Origin of the sequence: Tabrizicola sp. (assembly GCF_041911175.1) — a bacterium.
GTDB lineage: Bacteria > Pseudomonadota > Alphaproteobacteria > Rhodobacterales > Rhodobacteraceae > Tabrizicola.
Map to the genome: position 1 here is coordinate 75,033 of NZ_JAYRPN010000149.1, position 19,672 is coordinate 94,704.

17 protein-coding genes are annotated in these 19,672 nt (G+C 65.4%); 4 read left to right on the forward strand and 13 right to left on the reverse strand.

What is annotated here, in order from left to right:
* The first annotated feature begins 116 nt into the window (after positions 1-116).
* Positions 117-2,432 (forward strand): ATP-dependent Clp protease ATP-binding subunit ClpA, encoded by a 2,316-nt coding sequence (gene clpA / locus ACE3P6_RS20710; RefSeq protein WP_374398314.1) that lies wholly within the window; start codon positions 117-119, stop codon positions 2,430-2,432.
* Positions 2,433-2,732: 300 nt separating this feature from the next.
* Here clpA and ACE3P6_RS20715 read toward each other — a convergent pair whose 3' ends face one another.
* The 4 genes from ACE3P6_RS20715 to ACE3P6_RS20730 all read right to left on the reverse strand — a co-directional run bounded on the left by ACE3P6_RS20715 (position 2,733) and on the right by ACE3P6_RS20730 (position 7,088).
* Positions 2,733-3,581 carry a DUF2189 domain-containing protein gene (locus tag ACE3P6_RS20715; protein WP_374398315.1) on the reverse strand — a complete coding sequence of 283 codons (849 nt, stop codon included), beginning with the start codon at positions 3,579-3,581 and terminating at the stop codon, positions 2,733-2,735.
* Positions 3,582-3,715: 134 nt separating this feature from the next.
* Complete coding sequence (locus ACE3P6_RS20720) at positions 3,716-5,323, reverse strand: peptidoglycan -binding protein (protein WP_374398316.1); 1,608 nt, start codon at positions 5,321-5,323, stop codon at positions 3,716-3,718.
* A gap of 1 nt (position 5,324) precedes the next feature.
* Positions 5,325-6,494 carry a biopolymer transporter ExbB gene (locus tag ACE3P6_RS20725; RefSeq protein WP_374398317.1) on the reverse strand — a complete coding sequence of 390 codons (1,170 nt, stop codon included), beginning with the start codon at positions 6,492-6,494 and terminating at the stop codon, positions 5,325-5,327.
* Positions 6,495-6,560: 66 nt separating this feature from the next.
* Entirely contained in the window at positions 6,561-7,088 is a 528-nt protein-coding gene (locus tag ACE3P6_RS20730) for a gamma-glutamylcyclotransferase (RefSeq protein ID WP_374398318.1), read from the reverse strand.
* 63 nt (positions 7,089-7,151) lie between these two features.
* Here ACE3P6_RS20730 and ACE3P6_RS20735 point away from each other — a divergent pair, with 63 nt between their 5' ends.
* Positions 7,152-8,180, forward strand: coding sequence for a DUF2125 domain-containing protein (locus ACE3P6_RS20735; RefSeq protein WP_374398319.1), 1,029 nt, complete (start codon positions 7,152-7,154; stop codon positions 8,178-8,180).
* A 118-nt stretch (positions 8,181-8,298) separates the two neighbouring features.
* Here the strand turns inward: ACE3P6_RS20735 and ACE3P6_RS20740 are convergent, their stop codons facing one another.
* The 6 genes from ACE3P6_RS20740 to ACE3P6_RS20765 all read right to left on the reverse strand — a co-directional run bounded on the left by ACE3P6_RS20740 (position 8,299) and on the right by ACE3P6_RS20765 (position 15,107).
* Positions 8,299-9,171, reverse strand: a complete 873-nt coding sequence (locus tag ACE3P6_RS20740; protein WP_374398320.1) for an extensin family protein — start codon at positions 9,169-9,171, stop codon at positions 8,299-8,301.
* Positions 9,172-9,176: 5 nt separating this feature from the next.
* Entirely contained in the window at positions 9,177-10,097 is a 921-nt protein-coding gene (locus ACE3P6_RS20745) for a prephenate/arogenate dehydrogenase family protein (protein WP_374398321.1), read from the reverse strand.
* On the reverse strand, positions 10,094-11,179 hold the full coding sequence (gene hisC / locus ACE3P6_RS20750; RefSeq protein WP_374398322.1) for a histidinol-phosphate transaminase: 1,086 nt from the start codon (positions 11,177-11,179) through the stop codon (positions 10,094-10,096). The genes ACE3P6_RS20745 and hisC overlap by 4 nt, the downstream gene beginning before the upstream one ends.
* A 291-nt stretch (positions 11,180-11,470) precedes the next feature.
* Positions 11,471-12,091 carry a 30S ribosomal protein S4 gene (gene rpsD / locus ACE3P6_RS20755; protein ID WP_374398323.1) on the reverse strand — a complete coding sequence of 207 codons (621 nt, stop codon included), beginning with the start codon at positions 12,089-12,091 and terminating at the stop codon, positions 11,471-11,473.
* Between the two features lie 554 nt (positions 12,092-12,645).
* Complete coding sequence (locus ACE3P6_RS20760) at positions 12,646-13,890, reverse strand: AAA family ATPase (protein WP_374398324.1); 1,245 nt, start codon at positions 13,888-13,890, stop codon at positions 12,646-12,648.
* A gap of 227 nt (positions 13,891-14,117) precedes the next feature.
* Positions 14,118-15,107: an MDR family oxidoreductase gene (locus tag ACE3P6_RS20765; protein WP_374398325.1), complete on the reverse strand. Its 990-nt coding sequence runs from the start codon at positions 15,105-15,107 to the stop codon at positions 14,118-14,120.
* Positions 15,108-15,204: 97 nt separating this feature from the next.
* On the opposite strand from ACE3P6_RS20765, the gene ACE3P6_RS20770 reads away from it, so the two are divergent.
* Positions 15,205-16,089, forward strand: coding sequence for an NAD(P)-dependent oxidoreductase (locus tag ACE3P6_RS20770; RefSeq protein ID WP_374398326.1), 885 nt, complete (start codon positions 15,205-15,207; stop codon positions 16,087-16,089).
* 4 nt (positions 16,090-16,093) lie between these two features.
* On the opposite strand, the gene ACE3P6_RS20775 is transcribed toward ACE3P6_RS20770, so the two are convergent.
* The 3 genes from ACE3P6_RS20775 to ACE3P6_RS20785 form a co-directional block, all read right to left on the reverse strand.
* Entirely contained in the window at positions 16,094-16,411 is a 318-nt protein-coding gene (locus ACE3P6_RS20775; protein WP_374398327.1) for a HigA family addiction module antitoxin, read from the reverse strand.
* Complete coding sequence (locus ACE3P6_RS20780; protein WP_374398328.1) at positions 16,401-16,691, reverse strand: type II toxin-antitoxin system RelE/ParE family toxin; 291 nt, start codon at positions 16,689-16,691, stop codon at positions 16,401-16,403. Before ACE3P6_RS20780 ends, ACE3P6_RS20775 begins: the two co-directional genes overlap by 11 nt.
* 101 nt (positions 16,692-16,792) lie before the next feature.
* A complete protein-coding gene (locus ACE3P6_RS20785) occupies positions 16,793-19,063 on the reverse strand; it encodes an adenosylcobalamin-dependent ribonucleoside-diphosphate reductase (RefSeq protein WP_374398329.1) in 2,271 nt (756 codons plus the stop codon).
* A gap of 101 nt (positions 19,064-19,164) precedes the next feature.
* On the opposite strand from ACE3P6_RS20785, the gene ACE3P6_RS20790 reads away from it, so the two are divergent.
* Positions 19,165-19,584, forward strand: a complete 420-nt coding sequence (locus ACE3P6_RS20790) for a DUF1489 family protein (protein WP_374398330.1) — start codon at positions 19,165-19,167, stop codon at positions 19,582-19,584.
* The last annotated feature ends 88 nt before the right edge of the window (positions 19,585-19,672 follow it).

Below are 19,672 nucleotides of genomic sequence, written 5' to 3' on the forward strand. Positions count from 1 at the left end.
AAATCTGGAAGATTGCGCTTGAAGTGCGGCAAGGAAAACCGAACTTTAAGCAGTATGAGGCCACGGTTGGATCGGGCCCTGGCGCCCCTCCGACCAGCAGGAACAGGAGCACTGAAGTGCCATCGTTTTCGACCACGCTTGAACAGGCAATCCACAGCGCACTGGCCCTGGCCAACTCGCGCCGCCACGAACTTGCCACGCTGGAGCATCTGCTGCTGGCCCTGATCGACGAACCCGACGCCGCCCGCGTGATGAAGGCCTGCGCGGTGAACCTCGACGATCTGCGCAAGACCCTGACCGATTTCATCGACGACGATCTGTCCACCCTGGTGACGGATGTCGAAGGCAGCGAAGCCGTCCCCACCGCCGCCTTCCAGCGCGTCATCCAGCGCGCGGCGATCCATGTCCAATCCTCCGGCCGCACCGAGGTGACCGGCGCCAACGTCCTGGTCGCGATCTTCGCCGAACGCGAATCCAACGCCGCCTATTTCCTGCAGGAACAGGACATGACCCGCTACGACGCGGTCAACTTCATCGCGCATGGCGTGGCGAAGGACCCGTCCTATGGCGAGGCCCGCCCGGTGCAGGGTGCCGAGGAACAGGAAACCCCCAAGGCCGAGGCCGGGGAGGCGAAGGAATCCGCCCTTTCGAAATACTGCGTCGACCTGAACGTGAAGGCCCGCAAGGGCGACGTCGACCCCCTTATAGGGCGTGAGCCCGAAGTGGAGCGCGCGATCCAGGTCCTCTGCCGCCGCCGCAAGAACAACCCGCTCTTGGTGGGCGACCCCGGCGTCGGCAAGACTGCCATCGCCGAAGGCCTCGCCCGCAAGATCGTGCTGGGCGAAACGCCCGAGGTGCTGTCGAAGGCCACGATCTTCTCGCTCGACATGGGCGCTTTGCTGGCTGGCACCCGCTATCGGGGCGATTTCGAAGAGCGGCTGAAAGCCGTGGTGAAAGAGCTTGAGGATCATCCCGACGCGATCCTCTTCATCGACGAGATTCATACCGTCATCGGCGCGGGCGCGACCAGCGGCGGCGCGATGGATGCCTCGAACCTGCTGAAACCCGCGCTGCAGGGCGGCAAGCTGCGCTGCATGGGCTCGACCACCTACAAGGAATTCCGCCAGCATTTCGAGAAGGACCGGGCGCTCTCCCGCCGCTTCCAGAAGATCGACGTGAACGAGCCTTCGGTGCCGGATGCGATCAAGATCCTGATGGGCCTGAAACCGCATTTCGAGGAACACCACGACCTGCGCTACACCAACGAGGCGATCAAGTCGGCGGTGGAACTGGCCGCCCGCTATATCCATGACCGCAAGCTGCCCGACAGTGCCATCGACGTGATCGACGAGGCCGGGGCCGCGCAGCATCTGGTCCCGGAATCCAAGCGCCGCAAGACGCTGGGCCTGAAGGAGATCGAGGCCGTCGTCGCCAAGATCGCCCGCATCCCGCCCAAGTCCGTCTCGAAGGACGACGCCGAAACCCTGCGCGACTTGGAGAAAACGCTGAAACGCGTGGTCTTCGGCCAGGACAAGGCGGTAGAGGCGCTCTGCTCGGCGATCAAACTGGCCCGTGCCGGCCTGCGCGAGCCCGAAAAGCCCATCGGCAACTATCTCTTTGCCGGTCCCACCGGCGTGGGGAAAACCGAGGTGGCGAAGCAGCTTGCCTCCAGCCTTGGGGTGGAACTGATCCGCTTCGACATGTCGGAATACATGGAGAAACACGCCGTCTCCCGCCTGATCGGCGCGCCGCCCGGCTATGTCGGCTTCGACCAGGGCGGGATGCTGACCGATGGCGTCGACCAGCACCCGCATTGCGTCCTGCTGCTGGACGAAATGGAAAAGGCCCACCCGGATGTCTACAACATCCTCTTGCAGGTGATGGACCACGGCAAGCTCACCGACCACAACGGAAGGACGGTGGATTTCCGCAACGTGATCCTGATCATGACCTCGAACGCGGGTGCGCGCGAACAGAGCCAAGCCGCGATCGGCTTCGGCCGCGAACGCCGCACGGGTGAGGATACCGCCGCCATCGAGCGGACCTTCACCCCCGAATTCCGCAACCGCCTGGATGCGGTGATCAACTTTGCCCCCTTGGGGAAAGAGATCATCATGCAGGTGGTCGAGAAATTCGTGCTGCAACTGGAAGCCCAGCTTCTGGACCGCAACGTCCATATCGAGCTGACCCCCGAAGCCGCCGCCTGGCTCGGCGACAAGGGCTACGACGACAAGATGGGCGCGCGGCCCCTGGCGCGGGTGATCCAGGAATACATCAAGAAGCCGCTGGCCGAGGAGCTTCTCTTCGGCAAGCTGGTCAAGGGCGGCCTGGTGCGGGTGAAGGTCAAGGACGACGCCATCGTGCTCGACATCGAGGAACCCGCGAAACCCCGCCTCACCGGCCAGAAGCCCCCGCTGCTGACGGCGGAGTAAGACAGCCCGACGACGAAGCCCCCGCCCTCACCCGGCGGGGGTCTTCCTTTGCGGCGCCCGTGCCTCAGCGCCCCCAAAGCCCTTTCACATTTGCCCAAATATCCCCGCCGGAGGCCCCGGCTTCCACCGGCGCACCCTCGACCTTCCAGGCCCGAACGCCACCACAAGCGCCTCCCCTCCCCCTCGTGGGGAGGGGCTGGGGGTGGGGGGTTGCCGCGAGCAAACGTCAACAAATCCTGAACGTCCGCGCGCAACCCATTGAAATCGCTCACCCGAATTTTCTGTCCACCGTGGACAGGCTCAGACCACCGCCGCCCGGTACAGATGCCAGGTCGCATGCCCCAGCACCGGCAGCACCACGACCAGCCCCAGCAGGAACGGCAGGATGCCGACCGCCAGCCCCACCGCGACGATCAGCCCCCAGGCCGCGATCACCCGCGGGTTCTCCCGCGCGACCCGGACCGAGGTCGTCACCGCGACCGGCAGGCTCACGTCCCGGTCCAGAAGCAGCGGGAAGGACACCACCGACACCGCCAGCACCGCCACCGCCAGCAGGAACCCCACTCCGGTCCCGATGATCGTCATCGCCCACCCCTCCGGCGTCGTCACGGCGGCAGTCAGCAGCGCCATCAGGCTCGCAGGCCGCTCCGGCCCCAGCGTCGCCGCATGGATCGCATCGGCGATCAGCAGCCAGGCGAGGAAGATCACCCCGTTGAACAAGGCCAGCATCACGATCCGCGGGAACCGGGGCGAGCGCAGCACCTCGAACATCGAGGCCCAGCTCACCTCCATCCCCGCCTCCCGCCTCCGGCTGAGTTCATAGAGCCCCAGCGCGGCCACCGGCCCGACCAGGGCAAAGCCCGAAAGGACCGGGAACAGCAGGTGCGTCATCGACCCCTGCGCCGCGAGGCCCAGAAGCACCGCCCCCATCAGCGGATACAACATGCAGGCGAACATCACATCCGACCGCATCGCCGCCAGATCCTCCCAGCCCTTCCGCAGGGCGGTCCGCAGGTCGCCCATCACCAGGGGCCGGGTCACTGGCGGCGCGTGTTCGCGGGCCGGGGCGACGACCACCGTCGCATATCCGGCGGCGGACCCGAGCGCGCCCATCGTCCAGGACAAGGGATTTCCGATCGTCTTCGGCATCGAGCTTCCTCCCGTTCGGGGGGCGCCGGGGGCCTGTCCTGCCCCGGAACGTCCCAGTGGCATCGACTGCAAGCAACGACTTCGTGCCCGAAGGTAGCACGGAAACGCCCCCCACGCAGTCACCATCTGGTGTGTCAGCGTTCGGTCAGCTTCAACTCGATCCGCCGGTTCTGCGCCCGCGCCGCCTCGCTGTCGCCCGCCGCCACCGGGCGGTATTCGCCGAAGCCCGTCGCCGCCATCCGGTCGGGCGGGAAGCCCAGCTCGTCCTGCATGTAGCGCACCACCGACAGTGCGCGGGCCTGGCTCAACTCCCAGTTGTCGGCGAAGGCCGCGCCGGGGGCGATGGGGACGTTGTCGGTGTGCCCGTCGACCCGGATGATCCAGTCGATCCCCGGCGGGATCTCGGCCCGCACCTCGTCCAGGATACGCACCACCCCGGCAATCTGCTCGCGACCCTCCGGCGCCAGATCGGCAGAACCGGGATTGAACAGCACCTCCGACGAGAAGACGAAACGGTCGCCCACCACCCGCACGCCCTCGCGCCCCTGCAACAGCGTGGACAGCTGCCCGAAGAACTCCGACCGGAAGCGGGCCAGGTCCTTGTTCTCAGCCTCCAGCCGCGCGGCCTCCGCCGCTTCCAGCTCCGCCCGCTTGCGCTGTTCCGCCGCCACCTGCGCCAGCGCGGTGTTCAGGTCCTTGCCCAGCGAATCGAGCTGCACCTTCGCCGCCTCGTCGCGGGCCTTCGCGTCGTCGAGCAGGGCTTGCAGACTGCCGAGCTGGCTGCGCAGCGCCGCGACCTGCTGGTTCAGCAACTCCACCTGCCGCGCCGCCGCCAGCACCTTGTCCTTTTCGGCCAGCAGCGCGGTTTCGGCTGCCGAGAGCGCCGCATCCTTCTCGGTCGCCCCCTTCGCGGCCTCGGTCCGGGCCGCCGCCAGCAGGGTCAGGGTCTCCTCGGCCTTCTTCCGTTCCGCCTCCAGCGCCAGGGTCATCGCCGTCAGCTCGGTGTCCGAACCGGCAAGCCGGTCGCGCAGGGCCTGAAGCGCGGCCGCATCCGCCAGCCGCGCCGCCTCGCCCTCGGTGATCTCAGCCTTCGCCGCCTCCAGCGCGGCGGCGTCGGTCGCACCCTTGGCTTTCGCTTCGGCCAGCAGCGCCTCCAGCGCCTCGCGGCGAGCGGCGGCAAGACGGGCGGCCTCGGCCCCGGCGTCGATCTCTTCCCGCGCCTTGGCCAGCGCCAGCGTCATCGCCTCCCCCTCCGAGACCAGCTTCGCCTTTGCCGCCTCCAGATCGGCGACCGAGGCGGTAAGGCGCTCGGCATCGCCCCGCGCCTTGTCGCGTTCGACCAGAAGCGCCGCAACCTGCGCCTCGAAATCGGTGATCCGCGTCCTCGCCGCCGAAAGCTCACCCTCGCGCGCCGTCAGGTCGGCGGTCAGCGTGGCGATCACTCCGGCCTGCCGCTCACCCTCGGCCTGTGCCGTCGCAAGCCCCGCCTTCAGCTGCGCCACCTGCGCTTCAAGGTCGGTGGCCTTCGCCTGCTCCAGCCCCAAAGCATCGGCCAGTTGGGCCACCTGCGAGGTCAGCGACGACAGTTCGGTGTCCTGCGTCGTGATCGTGTCGCGCAGGACCGACTGCATCACGGTGAAGATGGTCAGCACGAACATCAGCACCATCAGAAGCGTCGTCACCGCATCGACGAAGCCCGGCCAGATCAGGTTGCTGTCGCGGCGGCTGCGGGAATAGGCCATCTCACGCCCGCCCGGCGCTGCGGCCCAGCTGGCGGATCGCGGCGGTCAGCTGGGCGATGTCGGTCTTGAGGTCGGTCAGCGTCTCCTGCCGCCCCGCCGACATTTCCTCAAGAATGCGCAGCAGCTGCACGTCGATCGACCGCAACCGCATCCGGCTTTCCGGGTCCGCCGTGCCGCCCTCGGTCGCCTCCAGCACCGCCAGCAACTTTTCCTGCCCCTCGGCGATCCGGCGCAGCAAGGCGGGCTGGCCCTTCTCGGCGTCGATCTTTTCGGTCAGCCGGGTCATCACCGTGACCAGTTCGGTGATCTTCGCCTCGGAGGCATAGCGGTTCGCCTCGGTCTGCGCCTGCAGCGCCTGCAATTCCTCCATCTGCTGCGCCATGTGGTCGACCAGAAGGCCCAGCGCGTTCTGGTCGGCGCTTTCACCATCGCCCGCATAGCCAAGCCGGGTGATCGACGACAGCCATTCCTCCAGCTCGCGGATGAAGCGGTTCTGGCCGTGGCCCGCGAACAGCTCCAGCAGCCCCAGCACCAGCGATCCGGCCAACCCGAGAAGCGAGGAGGAAAACGCCGTCCCCATCCCGCCAAGCTGGCTTTCCAGCCCCCCCATCAACTTTCCGAACACGTCGAGCCCGCTTTCGCCTTCCTGTGGGGCCAGCGAGCGGATGGTCTCGACCACGGCGGGGACGGTCGTGGCCAGTCCCCAGAAAGTGCCGAGAAGGCCGAGGAAGACCAGAAGGTTGATCAGGTAGCGGGTGATGTCGCGCGCCTCGTCGATGCGCTGGACAACGGACTCCTGGATCGACCGCGAGGAAGAGGCCGAGATCGACATCCGCGCCGAGCGCGACCGCAAGAGCGCGGCGAGCGGTGCCAGCAGGCGCGGCGGAACCATGTCCTCGGTCCCCGGCGTGCCGCGCACGAAGTTCTCGATCCAGTAGACCGACTGCGCGAGGATCCAGACCTGCCAGAAACAGGACAGCACGCCCACGATGAAGACGAAGGCGATGACGCCGTTCAGGACGGGGTTCGTGTGCAGGATGCCAAGCACCGTGCCGTGAATGAACCAGGCCCCCGCGCCCACCAGGATGCAGACCAGAAGCATGGTGGTGATCGCCCGGATCGGCTGCGAGAAGGTCGTCGAGACCGCGCTCCGGTGCTCTGTCTGGGACATGCTGCCCTCTGGTTCCCTGCCTTGGCCCCGAGTCTAGCAGGATGCGGCAGGGTGCCAAGCAAAAGGTCAGGTCAGCCGGCGGACCCTGTCGGCCAGCCAGTCGAGATCGAGGTCGCGGATGCCAAGTTCGGCCAGATGGGCGGCGGTGGACCAGAGGTAGTCCCGGTTCCGCCCGCGCCCGCCGGTGGCCGTGGCGATGATCCGGGCCTGTTCCTCGGGGTCGAGGTGGCAATACTGCACATGGTCGGGGTCGATGACATAGGCCAGCGCGTCCAGCGGCCCGGCCTCTGTGGTGACGGGCAGGGTCATCTCCAGATAGGCCGAGGAGACCAGTTCGCGTTCCCGCAGCGCATAGAGGGTGGCCGCTTCCTCACCGGAAGCGACGCGAAAGGCGACGCCGGTGCAGCTGGCCCCTTCGGCCCGGTCCAGCGCGAGGACGAGGCCGGGGTCTTCCACCGTGCCGCGATGGTGGATCGACCGCATGCAGAAACTGCGGTGCCAGCCGTCCAGCGTGGCGATGCGGCGTTCCGCGACCGGGAAGCCGGGGTCCCAGATCAGCGATCCGTAGCCGAAGACCCAGAGCGGTTCCTGCATGACTGGTCCTGTTGCCTTTCACCCTGTAAACACCGGCGAAGAGGCAATGAAAAGGGCCGCACCATGCGCAAGCTTCTGTTCCTGATGGTCGCGCTGGTGGCCCTGTGGTCGGGCTACTGGTTCGTCGGCTCGAACGCCGTGCGCAAGGGGGTGAACGGCTGGTTCGCGGATGCCTCTGCGCAAGGACTGGTTGCCGAGAATACCGGGGTGACGGTGGCCGGTTTCCCGAACCGCTGGGACCTTACCGTGGACGGGCTGCACCTGGCCGACCTGGATGCGGCTTTCGGGTGGAAAGCCCCCTTCGTCCAGGTCTTCGCGATGACCTGGAAGCCCTGGCACATCATCGCCGCCTTCCCGCCCGAGCAAACGGTCTTCGTGCCGGACGACGTGATTGCCCTGACCTCCGAGGACCTGAAAGCCAGCCTGCGCGCCGCGCCCTCGACCGACCTGCCGCTGGCCGAGGTGCGGCTGGCCGGTGCCTCGCTGGGCCTGAAGTCGCAGCAGGGCTGGACCCTTGGGCTGGGCGAATTCACCCTGGGCCTGCGCGCCGATCCGGCGTTGGGCGATGCGGGCTATGAGCTGGGCTTCGACCTTGCCCCCCTGACCCCCGACCCGGCCTTCGTCGCCAGGGTCAGGGCGGTGGCAATCCCCGACCTGCCGCAATCGGACCTGCCGGACACCGTTGAAAGCCTGTGGGGCAGCGTCTACCTCGGCTTCTCCGCCCCGCTTGATCGCCATGTCGGCGAGACGAAGCCCTACCTGACGCGGATCGAGGTCAACCAGCTGAACGCCGCCTGGGGCAAGCTGGCGCTGACCGCCAAGGGCCTGATCGAGGCGGACGACCAGGGCTTCGCCGCGGGCGACATCCTTGTGGAAGTCACCAACTGGGACCGCCTTCCCGCCATCCTCGTCGCTGCCGGTGTGGTCAAGCCCGAGATGGCGCCGACCATCGCCAGGGGCATGCAGGCGCTGGCATCGCAGTCGCCGGACCTTACAGTGCTTGCGCTGAAGCTGACCCTTGCCGACGGGCAGATGAGCTTCGGCCCCTTCCCGCTTGGCCCCGCGCCAAGGATGGTCCCGCCGACCGGCTAGGACAGAGAAAGGCTTGCCCCGCCCGACCGTCAGTCCAAGAATTTTCTAGAAAATTCTTGGACTTAATCTGGTCTGTGTCCGATCGTCCCGATCACGCTTCAGCAAAGAGCCCATCGCTCTAACGACAATAGGCGCCGCCCTTCCGGGCCGAGGTGTCGAAGTGGAAATGGTCCTCGTGATATCCGTCCGATCCGGGGCCGAGCGTCGTCATGAAATACCCGCACCCGGCCTTGTAGATCCGCCGCAGAAGCTTGTTGTAGTTCTCCGCCACGGTCAGGCTCTTGCCGTTCGACAGCACGAAAGCCGCGATGTCGATGGCGCGGCCCTTGCCATGCTCGCTGATCTTCGCGCCCTTGATGTTGTTGCGGCTGCGGCAGGAGTAATGCGCCGCCACCCGCATCTCGACCAGGTTGCCGTTGAAGGCAGGCTGCGCGACCTCCTCGACCCAGCGGTCCAGCGCCTTGGCGATCGAACAGTCGACCGTCGCTGTCTGCGACAGCCTGACCCCGGCGATGGAGGTAACGGCCACCGCATCCTCGACCCCGCAACCCTTCACCTTCGACGTGATCGGCGCGATCTCCTCGCCCTTGATCGAGGCGACACCGCAGACCGACCCCTTCTTCGAGGCCGCCTCGCGCTTCTTCTTCCGCTCTTCCTTCTTCGAAAGCGGCGGCATCGCGGCAAGGTCGATGTCGTCGTCCGGGACTTTCCCCGACAGGTCCAGCCCCGGCGCGTTCGACGCCGCCTTCAGTGCAGCAAGGCCCTCGGTCAGGGTGCGAGGGCGGGGAACCGGGCGCAGCGAGCTGGCGAGAACGCTTTCCGCCAGTACCGCTTCGGGGTCCGCAACCTCGGCCTTGGCTGAAACGGTCGGATCGGCAGGCACCTCGACAAGCAGGCGCGGATTCGGCGGCGGCAGGGGAGAGCGGTCGATCTCCTGCGCGAATGCCCCCTGCCCCAGACAGACGACCAGCGCCAGAAATGCCGCCCGCACCGGCCTCAGCCCTCTTTCGCGGGCGGCGCAGCCCGCCCGAAGTCCGGCGCGGCGGTGTCCTGCCCGGCCTCGATGATGCCCCGGCGGATGGCGCGGGTGCGGGTGAAATAGGCGTGCAGATGGTCGCCGTCGCCCATGCGGATCGCGCGCTGCAAGACGAACAGCTCTTCGGCGAAGCGGCCAAGGATATCTAGCACCGCTTCCCTGTTGGTCAGGAACACGTCGCGCCACATGGTCGGGTCGCTGGCCGCGATCCGGGTGAAGTCGCGGAAACCGCTGGCGGAATACTTGATGACCTCGGACTGCGACACGCGGCGCATGTGGTCGGCGACCCCCACCATCGTATAGGCGATGGCGTGCGGCACATGGCTGACGACCGCCAGCACCAGGTCGTGATGCTCGACATCCATCACGTCGACGTTGGCGCCGATGGCTTCCAGCAACCCCCGCAGTCGCGCAATCGCGGCAGCGTCGGTGTCGGGCAGGGGGGTCAGCAGCCACCAGCGGTTCTGGAACAGTGTCGCAAAGCCCGAGCGCGGCCCGGAGTATTCGGTCCCTGCCAACGGGTGGCCGGGAATGAAATGCACGCCCGCCGGGACATGCGGCGCCACCGCATCTACCACCGCCTGCTTGACCGACCCCACATCCGTCACTGTCGCCCCCGACTTCAGATGCGGGGCGATCTCGGCGGCAATCGCCTCCATCGCGCCGACCGGCACCGCCAGCACCACGAGGTCCGCCCCCTTCACCGCCTCGGCGGCGCTGTCGGTCACCCGGTCGCAGAACAGCTCCTTCGCCACTGCCCGCGTCTCCGCCGACTTGGCATAGCCCACGATCTCACCGGCCAGCCCGCCCGCCCGCATCGCATGGGCCATCGAGGACGCGATCAGCCCCAGGCCGATCAGGGCGACGCGCGGATAGATCATTTCACACCCTTGAACTGCGCAACCGCATGGGCGACCTGACGGCACGACGCCTCATCACCAATGGTGATCCGCAGGCAATGCGGCAGCTTGTAGCCCGCCACCCGGCGCACGATCAGCCCCTGCTTCTGCAGGAAGGCATCGCAGGCCTCGGCCTCGTCCTGGCTCGCGAAACGCGCCAGGATGAAGTTGGCCATCGAGGTGTCCGAGGGCACCCCGATCTCGGCCAAAGCATTGGCCAGCCACGACCGCATCCGGGTGTTTTCGGACCGGCACTTGGCCACGAACTCCTGGTCGCGCACGGCGGCCTCCGCCGTCTCCAGCTGAGTCGTCGACAGGTTGAACGGCCCCCGGATCCGGTTCAGCACGTCGATGACATGCTTCGGCCCATAACCCCAGCCGATCCGCAACCCGCCCAGCCCGTAGACCTTGGAGAAGGTCCGCGTCATCACCACGTTGTCGCGCGCATCGACCAGTGCCGCACCGCCGTCATAGCCCTCGACATATTCCGCATAGGCCCCGTCCAGCACCAGAAGCGCCTGCGGCGGCAGGCTCTCGGCCAGCCGGGCGATTTCCGCCGCCGAGATCATCGTGCCGGTCGGGTTGTTCGGATTGGCAAGGAACACCAGCTTTGTCCGGCGGTTGCAGGCCGCAAGGATCGCATCGACATCCGCCGTCCGCTCGCGCTCCTGCACCTCGACCGGGGTCGCGCCCACGGCCAGCGAGGAAATCCGGTACATCAGGAAGCCGTGCTCGGTGAACACCACCTCGTCGCGCGGCCCGGCATAGGCCTGGCAGAGGAAGGTGATGATCTCGTCCGACCCCGCCCCGCAGATGATGCGGGCGGCGTCCAGCCCATGCACCTCGGCAATCGCCGCGCGCAGGTCGGCGTGGTCGGTGACCGGGTAGCGGTGCAGGCTGTGGACGGTCCGCCCGAACGCCTCCTTGGCCTTGTCCGACGGCCCGAACGGGTTCTCGTTCGACGACAGCTTCACCACATTGGCCACGCCCGCCACATGCGCCTTGCCGCCCTCGTAAAGGGCGATGTCAAGGATGCCTGGCTGCGGCTTGATCTGGTCGTTCATCATGGCCCCCGGGTGTCGAGGCCCCGTTTACCCGCCCGCCGCGCGCAAGGCCAGAACCTTTCGCCGCACCGGCTGCGTCAGAAGGCGCTCCGCGCGGGAGTATTTCCGCCAAGAGGAATTCCGCATTCCTCTTGGCCCAAATACTCACTTCTCAGACGCAACCTCTCCCGACGGCTCGATCCGGGCATGAACGGTTTGGGTCATCGCGGCCTCCTTTGCTGGAAACGAAAAGGGCCGCACCCTCGCGGCGCGGCCCCCGGATCGTAGGGTGCGCTACAGCGCACCACAGGATCAGTTCTTGGCGTAGTATTCCACGACCAGGTTCGGTTCCATCTGCACCGGATAGGGCACGTCGCCCAGGCCCGGAGTGCGGACGAACTTCGCGGTCAGCTTGCTGTTGTCGACTTCCAGATAGTCCGGCACGTCGCGTTCGGTCAGGGCGATGGCCTCGACGATCGCCGCCATCTGGCGCGACTTCTCGCGGACCTGGATCACGTCGCCTTCCGACACGCGATAGGACGCGATGTTGACGCGCTTGCCGTTCACCAGCACATGGCCGTGGTTCACGAACTGGCGCGCCGCGAAGATCGTCGGCACGAACTTGGCGCGGTAGACCACCGCATCCAGACGGCGCTCCAAGAGGCCGATCAGCATCTCGCCGGTGTCGCCCTTCACCCGTTCCGCTTCGCCATAGATCTTGCGGAACTGCTTTTCGGTCAGGTCGCCGTAGTAGCCTTTCAGCTTCTGCTTGGCGCGCAGTTGCGTACCGAAGTCGGAAAGCTTGTTCTTCCGGCGCTGGCCGTGCTGGCCCGGACCGTACTCGCGCTTGTTGATCGGGGACTTCGGACGGCCCCAGATGTTCTCGCCCATCCGGCGGTCGATCTTGTACTTGGCAGAGGTGCGTTTGGTCACCGCTGATCTCCTTCTATGTTGTCGAAGGGCGTTGTCCTTTGACCTTGCGGCCCGACAGGCATCCCCTCGCGGGGGCCACCAACACCAATGAAAAGCCCCGGAATCGCTTCCGGGACTGGCGGGCTTATACAGGGGGAACCGGGGGAGTCAACAGCCCCCCACGCCGCATCTCGGTCCCCGCCCCGACTCTCCACGACCCGCCACCCCGCCCCCGCCGTAGGTCGGGCTTCAGCCCGACTCCCGTAGGGTGCGCATTCATGGCGCACCACTCGGCCCGCACCCTAACCCCCGCCCAACCACGTAGGGTAGGCAATCTGCCAACTACCCGGCCCACCACTCCGCGCAACGAAAGGGCCGCACCCTCCCTCGGGAGGGCGCCGCAACGCCTGAGCGAAGCACTTTATGGTTCACCCCCTCCTACCGCAGTTCTACCGACCGCCGTCCCAAAGCGCCGTCCCGGGGGGAGGGAGGGCGCGGCCCGGCGGGCCTACACCCTTGATTCCGGGCGATTATTCCGAATCGTTCAGCAACGTCCGTATCCGATTCACGCGATCTCAAGTGGGGAACAACTCTCCCTGCTCTTTTGAAGAGAGAACGTTCATCGCCTTCTCATCAATAAGATTTTCTGCAACACCTTTCATCAAGACAAACGGTTGCATTGCTGGTTCAGAAAATCGGAAACGAAAATTCCTTTCTGATCCCTTTACATGAAGTATATTGCCACGTCTGTCAGATGCGAACTCCTTAAGGTTTCCGTTGAAGTGTTCAATTGTCCTTCTCTCTCCGACGATCCCAGAGAAAGGTTCCTCAACATCTTTTGGCGTGAACCAGCCGCTTGGGTCGGATTTTGCGAGCGCGCAAGCCGTAATCAGTTGCCTAAAGCGGGCGCGCGCCTGATTGCTATTTGTCGCAGTTTCGTAAGTACTCTTCAATGTATGCTGAGAGCTTTCAATAGTAGATTTAATTCCGATGTCTACATCGCTCTCTTGCAATGTCATGTGCCTTCGATCAATGGCCGAGTATACTGATGATCTCCCCAGCGCGTGAGCGAATGATGGCAACCCCTTGGAAAGACCAATGATCTTCCATTTCGCATCGCCTTCAAGCTTCATGCCGAGTTGCCCAACCCGAACATCTAAAAGCTCTTGCATTTCTCTTGTAGTCATTCGCGGCATCAATACTTCTTCGGAGCACCGCACAATTGAACTGTGTCCCCTGACCAACTCGTCCACATTGTCGCCGACCCCAACGACTATGATGGTTGCAGCTAAACCCTCATCGGATACCGCTTTCACTGTTTCCGACATAAGGCGAGCTGCTTCTGCATCACGAAGTTGCTGAAACTCATCAACTACGATGATAGGGATTACAGTTTCCCCAAAATACGACAACTCTCTTACAACATCCGATGGGGCGATGTTGTTTGGATACAAATCCGATACTGTGTACTCTTGCGCGATCCCGTCGCGGATCGCTGAAAAGCGAATACTCTGGAAAACTGATGACCAAATCGACGTGAATGTATCAGTACTGACAACTGCTTTCCGTATGTACTGTACTTTCTTGAGGCCACGCGGAACAAAGTACTGAAGTAGCTTAGCTAGGGATGTCTTTCCTACTCCCGGCTCACCATATTGGATCGCGTGCCGTCCTCGCTCAGCGACAGCCTCCGTTAGCTTTTCGATCTCCCTTGAGCGACCGGCAAACAGTTCGGTGGTTGAAACCGGGCTAGATGGCGTGAAAAGGTCTGCTGCCTGAAACCTTAGGGTACGCCAGCTGTCGTCTCTTTCGGTACTCACTGTTCCTAGTCTCCGCCATACTAAGGATAGTGAACATCATACTAAGCATCTCGCTTCTTTCAATGGAAGAACTGTGCCAATGTCGGGCGGAAGCGTCATACACCATTCTGCCAACTGCATGCCGACGGCTGAAACTCGTTCCGCCCCCTTAACAAACCCCTAACGCCCACGCCCAACCCGTTGTAATCCAATCATAGTCCAGAAATGTCCACCGTGGACAGAGGCCCTCACCCGTTCACATCCACCACCACCCGTCCCTGCACGCCCCCCTTCAGGATCGCCTCCCCCAAGGCAGGCAGGTCCCCTAGCCCCACCACCCGCACCATCGCCTCCAGCTTCTCCATCGGCAGGTCCGACACCACCCGCCCCCAGGCCCGCACCCGCCGCTCATAGGGAACCGTCACGGAGTCGATCCCCAGAAGGTTCACCCCCCGCAGCAGGAACGGGATCACGCTGGCGGGAAGCGAAGCCCCTCCCGCCAGCCCCACCGCCGCGACCGAGCCGCCGTGTTTCATCTGCCCCAGCACCCGCGCCAGCATCGCTCCCCCCACGGCATCAACGCAGCCCGCCCAAGTCTCGCTCTCCAGCGGCCGCTTCACCACCTCGGCCAGTTCCTCGCGGGCCACGATCCGCGAGGCCCCGAGGCCGCGCAGATACCCCTCTGTCTCCGCCCGCCCCGTCACCGCCGCGACCTGGTAGCCCAGCCGCGCCAGCACCGCGACCGCCACCGACCCCACGCCGCCGGAGGCGCCCGTCACCAGAACCTCGCCCTTGTCGGGGGCCAGCCCATGCTCCTCCAGCGCCATCACCGCCAGCATCGCCGTGAACCCCGCCGTCCCCACCGCCATCGCAGCCCGCGTCGTCAGGCCCGGGGGCAAGGGCACCAGCCAATCCGCCTTGACCCGTGCCTTCTGGGCATAGCCGCCCCAATGCACCTCCCCCACCCGCCAGCCGGTCAGCACCACCTTGTCGCCCGGCTTGTAGCGGTCATCCGAAGACGCCTCGACCGTCCCGGCAAAGTCGATCCCCGCCACATGCGGCCAGCTCCGCACGATCCCTCCGCCCGAGGGCGACAGCGCCAGCCCGTCCTTGTAGTTCAGCGTCGAATACTCGACCGCCACCGTCACATCCCCTGCGGGCAGCGCGCTATCCTCCAGCTCGCGGACATGGGCCACGGCGGCATCGCCTTCCTTCTCCAGAACCAGCGCGCGGAACATCTTCGTCTCCCTCTTGGACCGCCCCCACTGCGCCCGTCGCGGCATGGATTGTCAACCCGAGGCGGCTGCCGCACTCTTGCGACCAAAGGAGATCGCCATGACCCAAGAGAGCATCGGTTTCGTCGGCTTGGGCCTGATGGGCCACGGCATGGCGAAGAACATCGTCGAGAAGGGCTACCCCCTGACCGTTGCGACCCACCGTCACCGCGCGGCCGTCAATGAACTGATCGGCAGGGGTGCGACGGAGGCCAGCCTCGATGACCTCGCCGCCCGGTCGACGATCATCTTCCTCACCCTCCCCGGCTCGCCGCAAGTTTCCGAGGCCGTGGCAAGGATGACCCCGCACCTCAAACCCGGCAGCGTTATCGTCGACTGCTCCACCTCCGACCCGACCGTGACCGAACGCCTCGCCGCCGACCTTGGCGAGCGCGGCGTCCACTTCGCCGACGCGCCCCTGAGCCGCACCCCGAAAGAGGCCTGGGAGGGCACACTCGACTGCATGGTCGGCGCGACCGACGAAGTCTTCGCCCGCATCCGCCCCGTCATCGCCACCTGGGCCGCGAAGATCGTCCACATCGGCGGGGTCGGCGACGGGCACCGGATGAAGCTTCTGAACAACTTCCTCTCGCTCGGCTACGCCGCGATCTACGCCGAGGCGCTGGCGCTGGCCGCGAAGACCGACATCTCCACCGCCAGGTTCGACAGCGTGATCCGGGGCGGACGGATGGACTGCGGCTTCTACCAGACCTTCATGGGCTACGCACTGGAAGGCAACCGCGAGGCCCACCGCTTCACCCTCTCGAACGCCTGGAAGGACCTGCGCTATCTGGAGAGCATGGCCAACGCCGCGACCGTCACCACCACGATGGCCAGCGCGGCGAAGAACAGCTTTGCGGTGGCGGTGGCGCAAGGTGGGGCGGGGCCGGAGGACTATGTGCCCCATCTGGTGGATTTCATCGCGCGGGCGAATGGGGTGAGATAAGCGCTCAGGCGGCGCGGTCGTCGCTCCAGTCGATGGGCTTGACCGGTGCGCCGCCCTTCCGCTCGGCGTGCCAAAGATCGTGCTGCATCTGAAGCGCCAGCCAGAACCGCCCACCGTTCCTGAACGCCTTACCCAAACGCACCGCCATGTCCGTCGAAATCGGGCGCTTTCCATTCAGGATGTTGGAGACGGTCTGCTTGGAAACACCCAGGTGTTCGGCCAACTGGGTTGCATTCATGTCCAGCGCCGGAAGGATATCTTCCTTGATATACTCCCCCGGGTGCGGAGGTTCGAAACCCAACTCGCCTGCCCTACTTTCCATGATAGTCCTCTAGTTCGACGTCATAGGGACCATGTTCGTCCCATCTGAACGTCAATCTCCAGTTCTTCGAAACGAGGACGGAAAACGTGCCGTCCCGGTCTCCCTTCAGCTTGTGCCAGCCATAGCCGGGAAGATTCAATTCGTCCGGCGACACGGCAACGTTCAAAGCAGCCAAGATGCGCTTCACCTTTGGAATCCAGTCTGGCCGAATCCCTGACGCATCGCCCTTTTCGACTAGGCGTTTCAGATCTCGACTACGGATTCTATCTGGGTCCAGCATCCAGCCACATGACGATCAATGCGCGCCGCAGTCAACAGTCACGTGACGCGTTACAGATACCAAATCACACAGACTCTGTCACGCAGAATGTTAAGATATCCTCACCCGCACTTAGAATGCCCGCACGACCCGCAGGTCAGGCACCCTTCCACCATCCGCAGATCATAGCTCCCGCAGGCCGGGCACGCCTTCCCGCGCGGGGCCTCGCCCACCCGCAGCACCTCGGCCTTGGGGTCGGACTTCAGGCCCAGCCCCTCGCCCTCGATGAAGCCGATGTCGATCAGGTGGCGTTCGATCACCCCGCCGATGGCGGCGAGGATGGACGGAATATACCGCCCCTCCATCCAGGCCCCGCCGCGCGGGTCGAAGACGGCCTTCAACTCCTCCACCACGAAGGAAATATCCCCGCCCCGCCGGAACACCGCCGAAATCATCCGGGTCAGGGCCACGGTCCAGGCGAAATGCTCCATGTTCTTCGAGTTGATGAACACCTCGAAGGGCCGCCGGTGCCCCGCGATGACGATGTCGTTGATGGTGATATACAGCGCGTGCTCCGACCCCGGCCATTTCACCTTGTAGGTCTGCCCCTCCAGCGCCGCCGGGCGGTCCAGCGGGTCGGAGAGATACACCACCTCGCCCCCCGTCACCGGCTGGGCGGCGACCGGGGTATCCGCTTTCTCGCTGACCGTCAGCACCGAGCCGGTCACATCGTTCGGCCGGTAGGTCGTGCAGCCCTTGCAGCCCTGGTCCCAGGCGGCCATGTAGACCTCCTTGAACGCATCGAAGCTGATGTCGGGCGGGCAGTTGATCGTCTTGGAAATGCTGGAATCGACCCATTTCTGCGCCGCCGCCTGCATCCGCACATGGTCGAGCGGCGGCAGGGTCTGGGCGTTGACGAAATGGTCGGGCAAGGGCGCATCGCCATGCTTCTCGCGCCACAACCGGACGGCATAGTCGACCACTTCCTCCTCGGTGCGCGAGCCGTCCTTCTGCAGCACCTTCCGGGTGTAGGCATAGGCGAAGACCGGCTCGATGCCGGAACTGACGTTGCCGGCGTAAAGCGAGATCGTTCCGGTCGGTGCGACGGACGTCAGCAAAGCGTTGCGGATGCCGTGTTTACGGATCGCCTCGCGCACATCCTTGTCCATCTGGGCCATGTTGCCACCGGCGAGATAGCCCTCCGCTTCGAACAGCGGAAACGCCCCCTTCTCCTGCGCCAGATCGACGGAGGCGAGGTAAGCCGCCCGCGCGATGGCGTGCATCCATTGCTCCGTGACCTTCGCCGCCTCCTCCGACCCATAGCGCAACCCGACCATCAGCAGGGCATCCGCCAGCCCCGTGACCCCGAGGCCGATCCGCCGCTTGGCCTGCGCCTCCTGCGCCTGCTGCGGCAGCGGAAAGCGCGAGGCATCGACGACATTGTCCATCGCCCGCACTGCGACCCGGACCAGCCGGTCCAGCGCGCCCATGTCCATCGCGGCGCCCTCCTCAAAGGCCCCCTTCACCAGCGTTGGCAGGTTGATCGAGCCCAAGAGGCAGGCGCCATAGGGCGGCAGCGGCTGCTCGCCACAGGGGTTGGTGGCGGCGATGGTCTCGGCGTAGCCAAGGTTGTTCATCGCGTTGATCCGGTCGATGAAGATCACCCCCGGCTCGGCATAGTCGAAGGTCGACCGCATGATCCGGTTCCACAGGTCGCGCGCCTCGACCGTCTTGTAGACGCGCCCGCCGAAGACCAACTCCCACGGCCCGTCTGCCTTGACCGCCGCCATGAAGGCATCGGTCACCAGTACCGACAGGTTGAACATCCGCAGGCGCGCGGGGTCCTTCTTCGCTTCGATGAAGGCCTCGATGTCCGGGTGGTCGCAGCGCATCGTCGCCATCATCGCGCCGCGCCGAGAGCCCGCCGACATGATCGTCCGGCACATCGCGTCCCAGACATCCATGAACGACAACGGCCCCGAGGCATCCGCCGCCACCCCCGCGACCGGCGCCCCGCGCGGGCGGATGGTCGAGAAATCATAGCCGATCCCGCCGCCCTGCTGCATGGTCAGCGCGGCTTCCTTCAGGCTGTCGAAGATCCCCGCCATCGTGTCCGGGACCGTTCCCATGACGAAGCAGTTGAAGAGCGTGACCTGACGCCCCGTCCCCGCCCCCGCCGTGATCCGCCCTGCGGGCAGGAACCTGAACCCCTCCAGCGCGGCGTAGAACTCCTCCTCCCACCTGGCCGGGTCCGCCTCGACCTCCGCCAAAGCCCGGGCGATCCGCCGCCAGCTGTCCTCGACCGAAGCATCGATGGGCGTGCCGTCCGCCTCCTTGAAGCGGTACTTCATGTCCCAGATCTGTTCGGCGATGGCGGTATCGAATCGCGACATGGCGGCTGTCTCTTGTGGATAAGTCGGCGGAAGGCCCAAGATACGCCCCTGCCCCCCTCTGGTCAACTTGAACCCCCCGCCACAAGGCCTATGATCGGCGCATGATCAACCTCCTGAAACTCTGCGTCGGCGCCGACTCGGTCGAGGACCTGACGGATTGGCAGACCAGCCAGCGCCCGCACTGGCCCGAGGGCCGCGCGATCCACGTCACCCGCATGTGGCCGAAGCGCGAGGCCGAGGTGCTGGAAGGCTCGCTCTACTGGGTGATCAAAGGGGTGATCCTCTGCCGCCAGCGCATCATGGACCTGCAGGAAGTCACCCTCGCCGACGGCATTCCCCGCTGCGCGCTCATCCTCGACCAGGAGGTCATCCGCACCGAGGCCGCCCCCCGCCGCCCCTTCCAGGGCTGGCGCTACCTCGACCCGAAAGAGTCCCCCCGCGACCTGGCCAAGGGCCGTGCCAAGGACGATGCATTGCCGCCGAAACTGGCGCAGGCCCTGGCCGAACTCGGGCTGCACTGACCGGCCCCGACAATTCGACTAAAATTTGCATTGCTCCTTCGGAAATACTCCACGGGGAGCGCGAGGGGTGTGAAACCCCTCGCTCCGA

Excerpts from the sequence above, each read along its gene's own strand:
- ACE3P6_RS20790 (WP_374398330.1), top strand. The coding sequence starts at position 19,165 with ATGATCAACCTCCTGAAACTCTGCGTCGGCGCCGACTCGGTCGAGGAC.
- ACE3P6_RS20775 (WP_374398327.1), bottom strand. The coding sequence starts at position 16,411 with ATGGAAAGTAGGGCAGGCGAGTTGGGTTTCGAACCTCCGCACCCGGGG.
- ACE3P6_RS20785 (WP_374398329.1), bottom strand. The coding sequence starts at position 19,063 with ATGTCGCGATTCGATACCGCCATCGCCGAACAGATCTGGGACATGAAG.
- ACE3P6_RS20735 (WP_374398319.1), top strand. The coding sequence starts at position 7,152 with ATGCGCAAGCTTCTGTTCCTGATGGTCGCGCTGGTGGCCCTGTGGTCG.
- ACE3P6_RS20745 (WP_374398321.1), bottom strand. The coding sequence starts at position 10,097 with ATGATCTATCCGCGCGTCGCCCTGATCGGCCTGGGGCTGATCGCGTCC.
- ACE3P6_RS20720 (WP_374398316.1), bottom strand. The coding sequence starts at position 5,323 with ATGGCCTATTCCCGCAGCCGCCGCGACAGCAACCTGATCTGGCCGGGC.
- ACE3P6_RS20730 (WP_374398318.1), bottom strand. The coding sequence starts at position 7,088 with ATGCAGGAACCGCTCTGGGTCTTCGGCTACGGATCGCTGATCTGGGAC.
- ACE3P6_RS20715 (WP_374398315.1), bottom strand. The coding sequence starts at position 3,581 with ATGCCGAAGACGATCGGAAATCCCTTGTCCTGGACGATGGGCGCGCTC.
- ACE3P6_RS20725 (WP_374398317.1), bottom strand. The coding sequence starts at position 6,494 with ATGTCCCAGACAGAGCACCGGAGCGCGGTCTCGACGACCTTCTCGCAG.
- ACE3P6_RS20765 (WP_374398325.1), bottom strand. The coding sequence starts at position 15,107 with ATGTTCCGCGCGCTGGTTCTGGAGAAGGAAGGCGATGCCGCCGTGGCC.
- ACE3P6_RS20780 (WP_374398328.1), bottom strand. The coding sequence starts at position 16,691 with ATGCTGGACCCAGATAGAATCCGTAGTCGAGATCTGAAACGCCTAGTC.
- ACE3P6_RS20770 (WP_374398326.1), top strand. The coding sequence starts at position 15,205 with ATGACCCAAGAGAGCATCGGTTTCGTCGGCTTGGGCCTGATGGGCCAC.
- hisC (WP_374398322.1), bottom strand. The coding sequence starts at position 11,179 with ATGAACGACCAGATCAAGCCGCAGCCAGGCATCCTTGACATCGCCCTT.